Here is a 13,374-nt window from a genome sequence, read left to right as displayed (position 1 = left end):
ATCGCAATGGTGGCCGGCGTTGCGGTTCTGCTCGCAGGCTGCAGAGCTCGCGCCGGATCAGCGCAGGTTACCGCCTTGCACGTGGGCAACGTCGCCCAATGTTGCGAGCAGTGGACACTGCCGCGCAACGCGTGCCCGCCGTTGCAGCCACATGGCACACTGCCGGCTCATCCATTGAGGGAGGCGGGCGGTGACCGGCCAACAGCGTGATCTGACATTTCGATTTCTGGCCGAGCCCAGCGACGTCAATTTCGGCGGCAAGGTGCATGGCGGCGTGGTGATGAAGTGGATCGACCAGGTCGGCTTCGCGGCGGCCAGTGGCTGGAGCGGGCATTACTGCGTGACCGTGGCGGTGGGCGGCATCCGCTTCGTGGCGCCGGTACGGATCGGCGACCTGGTCGCGGTATCGGCCAAGCTGGTCTACACCGGGCGCAGCAGCATGCACTTCGCCATCGATGTGCGTGCGCGCAGCCCGATGGGGGGCGACTCGCGCCTGTGCACGCACTGCATCATCGTGTTCGTGGCGATGGACCCGGACGGCGTCACGCCGGTGGAAGTGCCTTCCTGGCGGCCGGATACGCCAGAGGATCAACGCCTGGCCGCGTACGCGCTCAAGGTGATGGAGCTGAGCAAGGGCATCGAGGACACCATGGCCCATTACCAGGCCGATACCTCGCGGTAAGCGGCACCGCAGGCCGCGCTGCCGCTGGGGTACACGCATGCCCAAGATGCCGCACGTAGCGTGAGGCCCGGCGCGCGCAGTGCAGCCGGCGGCGGGTGTACCCGTTGCCACGCAGCGGTCGCGGGCGATGCAGGACTGCAACGTGCCACGGCACTGCAACGAAAAGGCCGCGGATCGCCGCGGCCTTTGTCATGCAATCGACGCAGTGTCTATACCGGCAATCAGAGCACCCGGCGTGCCTGGATGAACTTCTCGCTCCAGTAGCCGCTGGCCAGCGAATCCACACGCACGTCCTTGCCGCGGCTGGGCGCGTGCAGGAACTTGCCGTCGCCGACCACCAAGCCGACATGATCGATGCGGCCACGCTTGCCGAAAAACACCAGGTCGCCGGCCTTCAGCGCGTTCGGGTCCTTGATCAGCTCGGCCGATTCGTCGCGGGCAATGTCGCGCGAGACGCGCGGCAGGTCGATACCCAGCGCGGTCTTGAAGACGTAGCCAACCAGGCCACTGCAATCAAAACCTTCGGTGGACTCGCCGCCCCAGACGTAGGGGGTGCCGAGCAGGGCCATGGCGCGTTGCAGGATCACCTGCACGCGGCTGTCGGCCACGGCATTCTGCGCAGCGTTGGCGGCGCTCTGCGACACGTCGTAGTTGGCCAACAGGCGGCTGAGGTCGCCGGCGAACATCGCCGAGCGGTCCATCAGCGGAATGGCGTCGTTGGCGGCCAGGTGCGGAAGCAGCGCGGCCAGTGTTGCGGTGGCAGCGGCGTCGGCGCGGCTGCGGGTTGCGGCTTTCTCGGCGGCGACGGCGCTGTCTGGCGTGGTCGTCTGCGGAGTGGATGAGGCGCTGTTGGCGGTCTGCGCCAGAGCGGGAAGTGCAGCAATCCAAAGGGCGGTGGCGCAAAGCAGGCGGAGCGGTTTCCGGAGCGGAAGCGGGGCGGCGCCAGGGCTGATCTGTTCGTCGTTCGTCACGCGGGAATCACAATTCTGCTGTCGATGCGGGATGATGCCCTGGTGAACGAATCGTTACGTTCAAAAAAAGTTAACTTTCCGTTTGATGACTTGTGATGTTAATCACATTTCAGTGTAAAACCCGCTTTGAACCTGAATAATGGTCACGCCAGTAGGCGCCATCCAGGAAATCCAAGCGGACCGTACCGCCGGTGGTTGGGGCATGCACGAAGCGACCTTCACCCACGTAAATGCCGACGTGGGTCACGCTGCCGCCGGCTCCGAAGAACACCAGATCGCCGGTGGCGAGCCGTTCTGGCGGGATTGGCGGGCCCTGGATCGCAGCCAGCTCGCGCGAGGTGCGCGGCAGCATGACGGCCGCCACGTCCTTGTAGACATAGGTGACCAGCCCGCTGCAGTCGAACCCGGTCTCCGGTGTGTTGCCGCCAAATCGGTAGGGGGTACCGACTAGGCCCAATGCACGCATGAGGATGTCGTTGGCCGCCGCAGGGTTGGCCGGCGCCACCTGCGGCCAGACGCGCGGCGGCGGCGGGGGCGCGGCGGCCGGCCGCCGCACCGGGGGCTGCTGCGCGCATCCGCCCAGCAGGAACAGGCCCAGCAGCAAACAGGCCGCGACGCGACGGGTGCGGGCGGCGAAAACTGGCGTGATATGCATGGAGCCGGGATAATGGGCGGTTCGAAAGGTCGCCATGATGGCGGCGCACCCGGCGGCCGACAAGCCGTCCTCAACCGTCTGCCACCGGGCAGCCCATTCAGAGCCAGGCATGAAGATCGAAAAAGACAGCGTCGTCCGCTTCCACTACACCGTTTCGGAGATCGGCCAGGAGCCGATCGAGAGCTCCAAGGAGCGTGACCCGTTGGCGATCCTGATCGGCCACGGCAACATCATCCCCGGCCTGGAAGCGGCCATGATGGACAAGGAAGCCGGCGAAAGCTTCGGCGTGGACGTCAAGGCGACCGAGGCCTATGGCGAGTACCGCGAAGGCCTGAGCCAGCGCGTGCCCAAGAAGCATTTCGGTGCCACCAAGCTGGTTCCGGGCACCCAGGTGGTGCTGCAGACCAACTTCGGCCCGCGTGCGGTCACCGTGCAGAAGGTCGGCATGAGCGTGGTCGATGTCGACCTCAATCACCCGATGGCCGGCAAGGACCTGCACTTCGATGTGGAAATCATCGAAGTGCGCGAAGCAAGCCAGGAAGAGCGCGACCACGGGCACGTTCACGGTGACGGCGGTCATCACCACTAAGCACCGCGGGCAGGGTGTCAGCGTTGCCGGTGGCGGTGAACGGCTGGATTCCGGGTTCGGTCTGCACCTCGGGTGCGTGCCGGGCCGCCGGAGCGGCCGCTTCCTTGCCAGCGGGCACGCGCTGCGCCACGCTCGATGCAGCCGGTAACGGCGGCGTTTCCGACGGCCCGCCCTCCAGGTGGGCCGTTTGCGTTGTGCGGTGTATGCCATCGCACCCGATGGCCTGAGTTGCAATGACCCGACCCGATCTGCTCCCCATTGCCGCGACCGAGCGCATCGTCGTGTTGGACGTACTGCGCGGTTTTGCATTGCTCGGCATCCTGCTGATGAACATCGAGGCCTTCGTCGGACCGCTCGATCTGGCATTGAGCGGCGTGGAGCCGCACTGGCACGGCGCCGATCGCATCGCCGATGCCCTGGTCTATCTGTTCGTGCAGGGAAAGTTCTACACCCTGTTCTCGATGTTGTTCGGCATGGGCTTTGCGGTGATGGCGCAGCGCGCCGACCAGGCAGGGCGCGGGTTGATCGGCATGTACCTGCGCCGCACTGCCGGCTTGCTGGTGATCGGTCTGGCGCATGCGCTGCTGCTGTGGTCCGGTGACATTCTGGTGACCTATGCCGTGCTGGCGGTCCTGCTGCTGAGTGTGCGCAAGTTGCCGACGGTGACGTTGCCGTGGCTTGCGGCGCTGGTGTACCTGTGCGCGCCGGCGCTGGTGATGCTGTACGGCAGTGCGATCGCGCTGATGCAGTCCGATCCGGCAGCAGCGAGCGACTGGAACACCGCCATGGCCGACGCCGCGCAGCAGGCAGCAGCCAACGTGCAGGCGCAGCGCGCCGCGTTTGGACACGGCACCTACCTGCAGGCCACCGCGCAGCGTTGGCATGACCTGCGCCAGGCGATGAGTGGGCTCAGCATCAATGGCCCGGCCATGCTGGGCATGTTCCTGTTGGGCAGCTGGTTCGTGCGCAGCGGCGCGATCGCGGCGCCCGAGCGCTTTCCACAGCTGTTTCGCGCGTTGCGCTACGGGGCCGTGCCGCTGGGGCTTGCCGTCATGGTGGTCAGCTACGCGCTGGAACCATGGATGGACCCTGCGCGTGCGACGCTGCGCCTGTCCGGCGCGTTCGCGTTGGCGTTGATCGCGGGGCCGCTGATGAGCCTGGGCTATGCGGCATGGGTAGTGCGCTTTGCGTCGCGTCTGGCGTGGCTTGCGCCTGCCGGCCGCATGGCGCTGAGCAATTATCTGTTGCAGTCGGTGCTGTGCACGTGGGTGTTCTACGGGTACGGGCTGGGCTACTTCGAGCAATTGCCGCGCGTGTGGCAACTGCCGTTCGCACTGGCGCTGTTCGCTGCGCAGGTGGTGCTGAGCCACCTGTGGCTGCGCTGGTTCCGCTTCGGGCCACTGGAATGGGTCTGGCGGAGCGTGACCTACCTGCGCGTGCCGCCGATGTGGCGCAGCAACGCCCGGGCCGGGTAGCCGCAGGTGAACGCCGTGCGCGAGGACGTAGTGGTGATTGGTGCCGGCGCGATCGGCCTGGCCACTGCGCTGGCGCTCGTGGAAGCTGGCCGTCAGGTGCGCGTGCTTGATGCCGGTGCGTTGGGCGCTGCCACCTCGCACGGCAACTGCGGCACGATCACACCAAGCCATGCGCCACCGCTGGCGGCGCCGGGCATGATTGCGCAGGCGGTGAAATGGATGCTGACGCCGGACGCGCCCTTGTACATCCCGCCACGCCTGGATCCGGCGTTGTGGCGCTGGCTGTTGCGGTTCGCACAGCGCTGCAATGCGCGCGACTGGCACGCCAGTGCGCATGCCCGTGCGGCCTTGCTGCACGACGCGCGCCACCGCCTGGACGACTGGGTGAAGCGTTACGCGCTGGACTGCGACTACCGGACCGATGGGCTGGACTATGTGTTCGGCGACGCACGCCGCTTTGCGCAGTACCGCGCCGAATGCGAGGTGTTGGCGCAGTGGGGCATCCAGACGCAGGTGATCGATGGCGCCGACTACGCGCGGCAGGATCCGGCATTTCGCGATGGCATCGCAGGTGCGATCCATTTCCCTGGCGACGCGCATCTGCGCCCGGAACGCTACACCGCGGAACTGGCCAGGGTGCTGCGCGCGCAGGGGGCGGTGGTCGATGAGCACTGCCGCGTGCATGGCGTGCTGCCGGAGGCATCCGGTGTCTGCGTGCACACCGACCCGGCGGTGCTGCACGCACGTGAGGTGGTGATCGCCACCGGGCCGTGGTCGCCGCAGTTGGCTGCGCAGCTCGGGCTACGCCTGCCGGTGCAGGCCGGCAAGGGCTATTCGATCACTTACAGCGCACCACCGTTGATGCCGCGCTGCCCGGTGGTGCTGAAGGATCGCTGGGTGTTCGTGGTGCCGTGGCGCGACCGGCTGCGCATCGGCAGCACGATGGAATTTTCCGGCCACGACACCCAGCTCACGCCCGCGCGCCTGGCTGCGCTGGAACGTGCGGCCGCCGAATATCTGCATGCGCCATGCGGGCCGGCAGTGATCGAACGCTGGTATGGATGGCGACCGATGACCTGGGACGATGTGCCGGTACTGGGTGCCGTGCCGGCGCGTCCTCACGTCTGGCTCGCGGCCGGCCATGGCATGCTCGGGATCAGCATGAGCACTGCAAGCGGAAAACTGATGGCCGACCTGATCACGGGCCGCGCACCTGCGCTGGACCCGCATCCCTACCGGGCGGAGCGATTTGCATGAGTGCGCGTTACGACTACGACGTGGTGATTCTGGGCGGCGGTTCCGGTGGGCTGGCGGCTGGTTTTCGCGCGGCAAAACACGGTGCGCGCGTGGCGATCATGGAGCCCGGAGAGCTGGGCGGGACCTGCGTCAACCTGGGTTGCGTGCCGAAAAAAGCGATGTGGCTGGCGGCCGATCTGGCCGGCAAGATCGAGCGGGCCGGCGCGCTGGGGTTCGATGTGCCGCGACCCGCGTTGGCATGGCAGGAGCTGGTCACGCATCGGCAGGGCTACATCGCCAATATCCACGCGAGTTATCGGCGGCGTCTGAACGAAGATGGCGTGGTCCTGATCCCGCAGCGCGGCGTGTTGCAGGACCGTCATACCATCCTGGGTGGCGACGGCGTGCCAGTTACTGCCGAGCACATCGTCATCGCCACCGGCGCGCACCCGCTGCGCCCGGGCGTGGACGGCGCCGAGCATGGCGAGGTTTCCGACGATTTCTTCAACCTCTGTCATGCGCCAGCGCACGTGGCGATCGTTGGGGGTGGCTATATCGCGGTGGAAATCGCCGGCCTGTTGCAGGCACTTGGCAGCCGCGTGCACCTGTACGTGCAAAGCGATCGTCTGTTGGAGCGCTTCGATGCGGAGTTGACGCTGCAGTTGGCCGACAACCTGCGCCACCTGGGCGTACGCCTGCATTTTGGTTTCACCACTACCGGTCTGGAGCGCGATGCGCAGGGCGGGCTGCGCGTGCATGGTCATCCTGCGCATCCGCGCGAGCAAGGCAACGACGTGTTCGACAAGGTGTTCTTTGCCATCGGCCGGCGCGCCAACACGGCCGGCCTGGGCCTGGATGGCGTCGGTGTGACGCTCGGCGACAAGGGCGAGGTGGTGGTGGACGACGGGCAGACCACCAATGTGCCCAACATTCATGCGATCGGCGATGTGGCTGGCAAGGTCGGGCTGACGCCGGTGGCGATTGCGGCGGCGCGCAAGCTGATGGACAGGTTGTTCGGCAACCAGCCCGATGCGCGCATGGACTACGACGGCGTGCCCAGCGTGGTGTTCTCGCACCCGCCGCTGGGCCATGTCGGGCTGACCGAGGAGCAGGCACGCGAACGCTACAACGGCGAGGTGCGCGTCTATCGCAGCAACTTCCGCCCGATGCTGCATGCGCTAGCCGATGCGCCGCAGCGCAGCCTGTTCAAGCTGGTATGCGCAGGCCAGGAGGAGCGCGTGGTCGGCGTGCATCTGCTGGGCGAGAGCGCCGACGAGATGCTGCAGGGCTTTGCGGTTGCGGTGAAGATGGGCGCGACGAAGCGCGACTTCGACGAGACGGTGGCGATTCATCCCACCTCGTCGGAAGAGATCGTGTTGATGCATTGAGGGATGGCGGCGCGGGCGTCGCTATCGATGCTTGGTTGCCATGTGGCGGTGCATAAGGCGATGCCACGTTTAATGCCAGACTGCGATCTCCAGTGGCAGCCGTACCCGCATCCGGCACTGGGCCACCTCTCTCTCATCATGGGGGCAGTGTCCCGATGGGAGCAGGATTGAAGCCTCTGCCAGCGGGGAGAGGCCTCAGCACAAGCGACTCATTGATCGAGCTCGATCTGATGCTCAAAGCTTGTTGTACTCTCATCGGGCGAATGACGACATATTGCGTTGCCTGAGCGGTTTGCTTGCTGCGCCCGTACCCTCACCCCAACCCCTCTCCCGGGGGGAGAGGGGCTTGCAACTTTCTCTTAGCCTACGGGGCGATCCGCACGCGCATATGCACCGCCGTCAGCTGGCATGCTTGCGCGATGTCCAGATCTCGCTTTTCAACGCCATATCTATCCGCCACCTCTGCAGGGCATGCCGCCTCCAAGGGTGAGTCACTGTCCGGCGAGCAGGCGCGGCTGCGGATTCTCCAGGTGATCCGCGCGATTCCCGTGGGCGAGGTCGCCGGTTATGGGGACGTTGCCCAGCGCGCCGGCTTGCCGGGCCGTGCGCGGCTGGTGGCGCGCGTGCTCAGCGGCAATGACGACCCGCAGCTGCCCTGGCACCGCGTGGTGCGCAGTGACGGCCGGATCGCGCTGCCCGAAGGCTCGGCAGGCCATCGCGAGCAGTGTCAGCGGCTGCGAGCCGAGGGCGTCCAGGTGGAGGGGGGCCGTGTGCGCCGGGCCAGTGCCGCACAGCGGCTGGATGCGGCCGTGTGGGGGCCTTCATAGGGCTGCCGTTATCATCTGCAGCATTCTGAAGGAATGCCGCCATGCCCCAACTGCCGCCCGTCACCAAAGCCTTATTGATCGCCAACATCGGCCTGTTCCTGCTGCAGTGGGCGGTGGGCGACCTGGGTGCGGGCATGCTGCCATCCGATAGCACGCTGTCATGGCTGATGCTGTGGCCGCTGTCCAATGGCTTCGATGCGTTTTCGCCCGGTGCCAGCTTCATGCCGTGGCAGTTGCTGACCTACGCCTTCCTGCATGGCGGTTTCAACCATCTGTTCTTCAACATGCTGGCGCTTTTCATGTTCGGTGCGCCGCTGGAACAGACCTGGGGCCAGAAGCGCTTTCTCACCTATTACCTGGTGTGCGTGGCCGGAGCCGGCGTGTGCCAGTTGCTGATGGCCTGGTTCACCCAGAGCGGTGCGCCGGTGGTGGGGGCCTCGGGCGGTGTGTTCGGGCTGTTGCTGGCCTACGGCATGCTGTTCCCGAACCAGCGCGTGATGCTGCTGTTCCCGCCGATTCCAATGAAGGCGCGCACCTTTGTGATCGTGTTTGGCGCGATCGAATTGTTCCTGGGCGCGACCGGCTGGCAGCCGGGCGTGGCGCATTTCGCGCACCTGGGCGGCATGCTGTTCGGCTGGCTGATGATCCGCTATTGGCGCGGCCAGCCGCCGTTCGGTGGCAGCGGCGGCCGCAAGGGCGGTGGCAAGGGCCGCAAGCCGCCGTTGCGCGTGGTGCGCTGAGGTCGGGCTACGCATCGAGTCGCAGGAGCGGACCCGGCCGCCACGGCGGTTACCGGTAAAGCCTCGTCGCGGCCAGGTCCGCTCCTACGTTCAGCGTGTTTCAGCTGGTCGGTAAATCGACAAACGCGGAGACAAAAAAAGAGCGCGGATTCCGCGCTCTTTTTCATTGCCTGCCACTGCGTGTTGATTGCCAGTGACTTCCTGGCGCGTGAATCAACGCCAGATCTTGATCTGGTCGGCATCCACGCGCTGCATCGGCTGGCCCGGCTTGCAGGTGAATGCTGCTCCGAACTCCGGCAGGTTCGACAGCGGGCCATTGGTGCGCCACTGGCCCGGTGCACGGATGTCGGCGCTGGCGCGCTGCACCGCTTCGTTCGGCGACAGCTGCTGTGCCCACAAGCCGGCCCAGGCAGTGAAGAAGGCCTGCTTGTCGGCTTCGGTGGCGGCGGGTTGTGCCTTGCTGAAGGCCTGCCAGGCCAATTCGACGCCGGCCAGATCGGCCAGGTTCTCTTCGGCGGTCTGCGCGCCGTTGACCTTGGCATTGGGCACGCCCGGGTACGGATAGGCAGCGAACTGATTGGCTACCTTCCCGGTGAGCAGCGTCCAGCCGGTCTTCTCGGCCGGCGTCCACCAGCTACGCAGCTCGCCCTTGGCATCGACGAGCGAGCCCTTGGCGTCGATCGCGCGGGTCAGCTCGTGTGCCACCAGCGCACCGTAAGCGCCGTAGTGGGCCGCCGGCGTACTGCCGCTGGTCAGCACAGGTGCCTGCAACACGGCAGCGGTGACGATCAGGCGGTTCTGTGCGATGTCATAGGCGACGGCAGGCTGCTGCGGCAGCACGTCCCAGCGACGGTCGGCGTTGCCCTTGCCGATGCGCTTCATTTCCTCGCGGTGACGCCAGGTCGAGGCGATCAGCATGTTGCCGCCGAAGCTGCCACGGCCCATCGGCTGCACGGTGTAATCCAGATCGCGACGCGGTGCGCCGACTTCGATCTTCATCGCGGTCAATTTGGCCTTGGCTTCTGCCACTGCCTCGCCGTTGCCCCAGCCGGTGCGCTCCAGCGCGGCCAGCTGTGCGTCGCGCACCTGGTCGGCGATGGCTTCGGCCTGGCGGCGGGTGTCGCTGCTCAGGTAACGCGCCACGTATTCGCGACCGAGCATCGGGCCGGCAGCCACATTGATGGCATCCAGCACCTGCTGCCAGCGCTGCGGCGCCACGGCGTCGCCACGCAGCAGGCGGCCGCGGAACTGGTATTCGGCATCGTGGAAGCTCTTGGACAGGTACGGCGCCATCGCATCGCCCACGCGCCAGCGCAGGTAGGCCTTCCACTGCTCCGGCTTGATGCTGACGATCATGCTGTCGAGCTGCTTGAACATGGCCGGGTCGGCCATCGACACCAGGTCGTCCTTGACGCCCTGGGCCTCCAGGAAGTCGGCCAGGCGCAGGTTCTTGTACTGCTTAGTCAGCTCCTTGGTGGCGATCGGGGCGTAGTTGTTGAACGGGTTGTTGATGCCCTGCACCGACTGCGCGCTACGCGCCAGCGCGGTTTCGATCTGCAGCACGGAGGCGGCATCGGCGTCGAGCTTGTCGGCCGGGGTGCCAGTCAACGCCAGGATCTGCTTGACGTAGGCGCGGTAGCGGCCCATCAGCGCCTGGGTGTCGGCATCGGTGCGGGTATAGAAGGCCGGGTCGGGCAGGCCCATGCCGCCCTGCATGAAGTAGCCGATATGGCGGTCCAGCGCCTTCAGGTCCACGTCCGGGCCGAAGTTGAAGCCGACCGGAATGCCGACCTGGTGCAATGCGGCGATCGAAGCGGGCACATCCTTGGCCTTCTTGATCGCGTCGATGCGCGACAGCAAGGGGGCGATCGGGTTAGAGCCGTCCTTTTCCACGGTGGCCTCATCCAGGCCGCTGGCCCAGAAATCGCCCAGCAGCTTCTGCACATTGCCCTGCGGCGCCTTCATCGAGGCGTCCAGCAACTCACGCTGCTGCTGCAGTGCACGGTCGGACAGTTGGCCCAGCGCGGTCACGGCGCCGGCCTGCGGCACCGGGTTGGCCTTCAGCCAGCCGGCATTGGCGTAGTCATAGAAATCGGTGCAGGCCGCGGAGACGGCCGGGGCCTTGGGAGCTGCCTTCTTCTTGCGAGCGGCGTCGGCGTCGGGGGCGGACAGCAGCGTGATCAGGCTGAAGCCAAGAGCGAGGGCAAGCGGGCGAATGGTGGGCATCGAGAAGACAGGTGGCCAGAGTAAAGTCGGCGGAGTTTAGCAAGGCTGCGTGCTGCGCAGGCGTGCGCCCGCCGCCGTTCGTCTCCGGTACCGGCCGTTTGCATGAACGCGACAGGCCCGCGTGTGCGGGCCCGTGCGTGCGCTCATGGGTTGGAAGCGCTTGCAGGCGCTTACCAGATCACCACGCGGTCCTTGTCCGGGCGCACCATCGCATCGCCGGGCTTGCAGGAGAACGCCTGGGCGAATTGCGGCATGTTGGACGGCGAGGCGATGGCACGCAGGTGGCTTGGCGAATGCGGGTCGGAGGCCAGATAGACCAGCTGCTGCTGCTCACGGACCTGTTCGCGCCAGTTGCGCGCAAAGCCCAGGAAAAACCGTTGTTCCGGGCGGTAGCCATCGACCGTACGGGCACGCTCGGGATGCGTGCGCAGTGCGGTCTGCAAGGCGTCGTAGGCAATGTTGAGGCCGCCCAGGTCGGCAATGTTTTCGCCCAGGGTGAGCTTGCCGTTGACGTGCAGGGTTGGATGGTTCGGCAGCGGCACATAGGCGTCGAATTGCTTGACCAGCACATCGGTGCGCGCTTCGAAGGCTTTGCGATCCTGCGGCGTCCACCAATTGACATTGTTGCCCGCGCCATCGAATTGGCTGCCCTGATCGTCGAAACCATGCGAGGCCTCATGGCCGATGATCGCGCCGATCGCGCCGTAGTTCAGCGCGTCATCGGCGCTGGCATCGAAGAACGGCGGTTGCAGGATGGCGGCCGGGAAACTGATGGAGTTTGTGCTGGGGCTGTAATACGCATTGACCGTCTGCGGCGTCGTCGTCCAACGCTTGCGGTCGGTGGGTTTGCCGATCTGCGCAATATCGTAGTGATAGTTGAACTTTGCCGCGGCCTGCAGGTTGCGGTAATACGCGCCGGGCACGATCTCCAGCCCGGACCAGTCGCGCCAGGTGTCCGGGTAACCGATTTTGGGCAGGAAGGTTTCCCACTTCGCCAAGGCCTTGGCCTTGGTCTGCTCGCTCATCCAGTCGACGTGCTCGATCCGTGTCTTGAGTGCGGCACGGATGTTGTCCACCAGTTCGGCGGCGCGTTGCTTGGTGTCGGGCATGAAGACCTTGGCGACGTACAGTTCGCCCAGGCTTTCGCCCATGGCTCCGTTGACCGCACGAAGAACGCGCTTCCAGCGCGGCCGTTGTTCGGGCTGCCCGGACAGCGTCTTTCCATAAAAGGCAAAGTTGTTGTCGACGAACGCCTTGCTGAGCTGCTTAGACGCCTCGTCGATGGTGTGGAAGCGCAGATATGCCTGCCACTGCGCCACCGGCGCGGTGGCTAATTGTTGATCGAATGCCGCAAAGAAACGCGGTTGCGACAACGAGAAGCCAGGGCCGACATCCACGCCCTGTGCGGCGAAGAATGTTGTCCACGAAAAGTGCGGCGTGAGCTTGTCGGCATCGGCGACGCTGAGAAAGTGGTATTGATTCTTGGGTTGGCGGGCGTCGGTCGGCGCAAGCGATGCAGCGGCCAGGCGCGATTCGAGCGTCATGACGTCTTTGGCCTGGCGTTTGGCCGTGTCGGCATCGCTGCCGGTGAGTTCGAATGATTTGGCGATGTAGGCGAGGTAGGCTGCGCGGATGGGAGCGTATTGCGCAGCGGTGTAATAGTCCTTGGTCGGCAGGCCCAGACCACCTTCCTGGGCGAACGCGATCTGCTGCTCAGCCTTGTGGAAATCGGGGCCGGCACCGAACTCGAACACGAGTGCGTCGCCTTCTGCGTAGCGTTTGGTGATGTAGTCGGCAATCGCGGTGCTGGAGTTGAGTGCGGCAATTGCCTCCAGCTGCGGACGAATGGGGTCGTAGCCCGCTGCTTCGATGGCGCGTTCGTCCATGCCCGAGGCGTACAGCAAGCCCAGCTTGCGGGCCAGGGGATCAGTCTGTTGGTCCACCTGCTTTGCAGCGGCTTCGACAATCTGTCGCTGCGTGGCCAGGCTTCTTTCCACGAGCTCGTCGAACACCCCCCAGCTGGTCTGGTCGGGCGGAATCGGATTGGCCTTGTCCCACTTGGAATTGACGAAGGTATCCAGATTCGTGCACGCGCTTGACGCGGTATCCAGCTCTTCGATATCGAAGGCCGGCTTGGATGGAGTGGCGGCCGCAGTGGGTGCCTGCGTCGGTACGCTGCTGTCATCGGATGCGCGTTTGCAGCCCGTCAAAGCGACCAGCAGGGCAAGGGCGAGTGTGGAAGTCTTGATGGCTGACATGGCAGAAAGTGGCAGGAAGGAACACCGAGAATAGGCGGGCTCTGCCGTGCTGGCACATGCGTTGAGCTTTGTTGAGACTTGTAGTTAGGGTGTTGATTGCTGGGCAACAGATGTCTGATGGCGCAAGAAAAAAGGGCAGCGGGCTTGCCCCGAATCCGAACTAGCCGTCGCAAACGTCAGCGGTGCGGTGCAGATCAACGCATGACCGCACGAACCATCTGTCGCCGATGCGTGCACCTGGTGCTTGCCGGGACCTGATGCGTGCAGTCAATGCATCGTGCACGGCGCTGGCCCGGCGCGTGAAGGCGCGGACCGCATTGCGCAGCG

Annotated in this window: 11 protein-coding genes; 7 read left to right on the top strand and 4 right to left on the bottom strand. The window is 65.6% G+C overall.

Features of this window, described 5'->3' with window-relative positions:
• Positions 1 to 190 precede the first annotated feature (190 nt).
• Positions 191 to 682 (top strand): acyl-CoA thioesterase, encoded by a 492-nt coding sequence (locus tag ABQZ09_RS09970; protein WP_349776785.1) that lies wholly within the window; start codon positions 191 to 193, stop codon positions 680 to 682.
• A 221-nt stretch (positions 683 to 903) separates the two neighbouring features.
• Here the strand turns inward: ABQZ09_RS09970 and ABQZ09_RS09965 are convergent, their stop codons facing one another.
• Entirely contained in the window at positions 904 to 1,653 is a 750-nt protein-coding gene (locus tag ABQZ09_RS09965; RefSeq protein WP_184555179.1) for a C40 family peptidase, read from the bottom strand.
• Positions 1,654 to 1,762: 109 nt separating this feature from the next.
• Positions 1,763 to 2,308, bottom strand: coding sequence for a C40 family peptidase (locus tag ABQZ09_RS09960; protein ID WP_349776841.1), 546 nt, complete (start codon positions 2,306 to 2,308; stop codon positions 1,763 to 1,765).
• Positions 2,309 to 2,417: 109 nt separating this feature from the next.
• Between ABQZ09_RS09960 and ABQZ09_RS09955 the strand changes: the two genes are divergently transcribed.
• The 6 genes from ABQZ09_RS09955 (at position 2,418) to ABQZ09_RS09930 (ending at position 8,563) form a co-directional block, all read left to right on the top strand.
• Entirely contained in the window at positions 2,418 to 2,897 is a 480-nt protein-coding gene (locus tag ABQZ09_RS09955; RefSeq protein ID WP_039406090.1) for an FKBP-type peptidyl-prolyl cis-trans isomerase, read from the top strand.
• Between the two features lie 233 nt (positions 2,898 to 3,130).
• Entirely contained in the window at positions 3,131 to 4,372 is a 1,242-nt protein-coding gene (locus ABQZ09_RS09950; RefSeq protein WP_349776784.1) for a DUF418 domain-containing protein, read from the top strand.
• Between the two features lie 6 nt (positions 4,373 to 4,378).
• Positions 4,379 to 5,629: an NAD(P)/FAD-dependent oxidoreductase gene (locus ABQZ09_RS09945; RefSeq protein ID WP_349776783.1), complete on the top strand. Its 1,251-nt coding sequence runs from the start codon at positions 4,379 to 4,381 to the stop codon at positions 5,627 to 5,629.
• Entirely contained in the window at positions 5,626 to 6,996 is a 1,371-nt protein-coding gene (gene gorA, locus ABQZ09_RS09940; protein ID WP_228314049.1) for a glutathione-disulfide reductase, read from the top strand. Before ABQZ09_RS09945 ends, gorA begins: the two co-directional genes overlap by 4 nt.
• A 419-nt stretch (positions 6,997 to 7,415) precedes the next feature.
• The gene (locus ABQZ09_RS09935; RefSeq protein ID WP_349776782.1) at positions 7,416 to 7,823 is read left to right on the top strand and encodes an MGMT family protein; all 408 of its coding nucleotides are present in this window, start codon (positions 7,416 to 7,418) and stop codon (positions 7,821 to 7,823) included.
• Positions 7,824 to 7,864: 41 nt separating this feature from the next.
• Positions 7,865 to 8,563 (top strand): rhomboid family intramembrane serine protease, encoded by a 699-nt coding sequence (locus ABQZ09_RS09930; protein WP_039563949.1) that lies wholly within the window; start codon positions 7,865 to 7,867, stop codon positions 8,561 to 8,563.
• 213 nt (positions 8,564 to 8,776) lie between these two features.
• On the opposite strand, the gene ABQZ09_RS09925 is transcribed toward ABQZ09_RS09930, so the two are convergent.
• Both ABQZ09_RS09925 and ABQZ09_RS09920 read right to left on the bottom strand, forming a co-directional pair.
• Positions 8,777 to 10,789, bottom strand: a complete 2,013-nt coding sequence (locus ABQZ09_RS09925; RefSeq protein ID WP_349776781.1) for a M13 family metallopeptidase — start codon at positions 10,787 to 10,789, stop codon at positions 8,777 to 8,779.
• 170 nt (positions 10,790 to 10,959) lie between these two features.
• Positions 10,960 to 13,047, bottom strand: a complete 2,088-nt coding sequence (locus ABQZ09_RS09920; RefSeq protein WP_349776780.1) for a M13 family metallopeptidase — start codon at positions 13,045 to 13,047, stop codon at positions 10,960 to 10,962.
• Positions 13,048 to 13,374: the final 327 nt, after the last annotated feature.

Origin of the sequence: Xanthomonas sp. WHRI 6106 (genome assembly GCF_040202405.1) — a bacterium.
GTDB lineage: Bacteria > Pseudomonadota > Gammaproteobacteria > Xanthomonadales > Xanthomonadaceae > Xanthomonas > Xanthomonas cannabis.
This window is presented reverse-complemented; position numbering and strand designations above follow the sequence as displayed.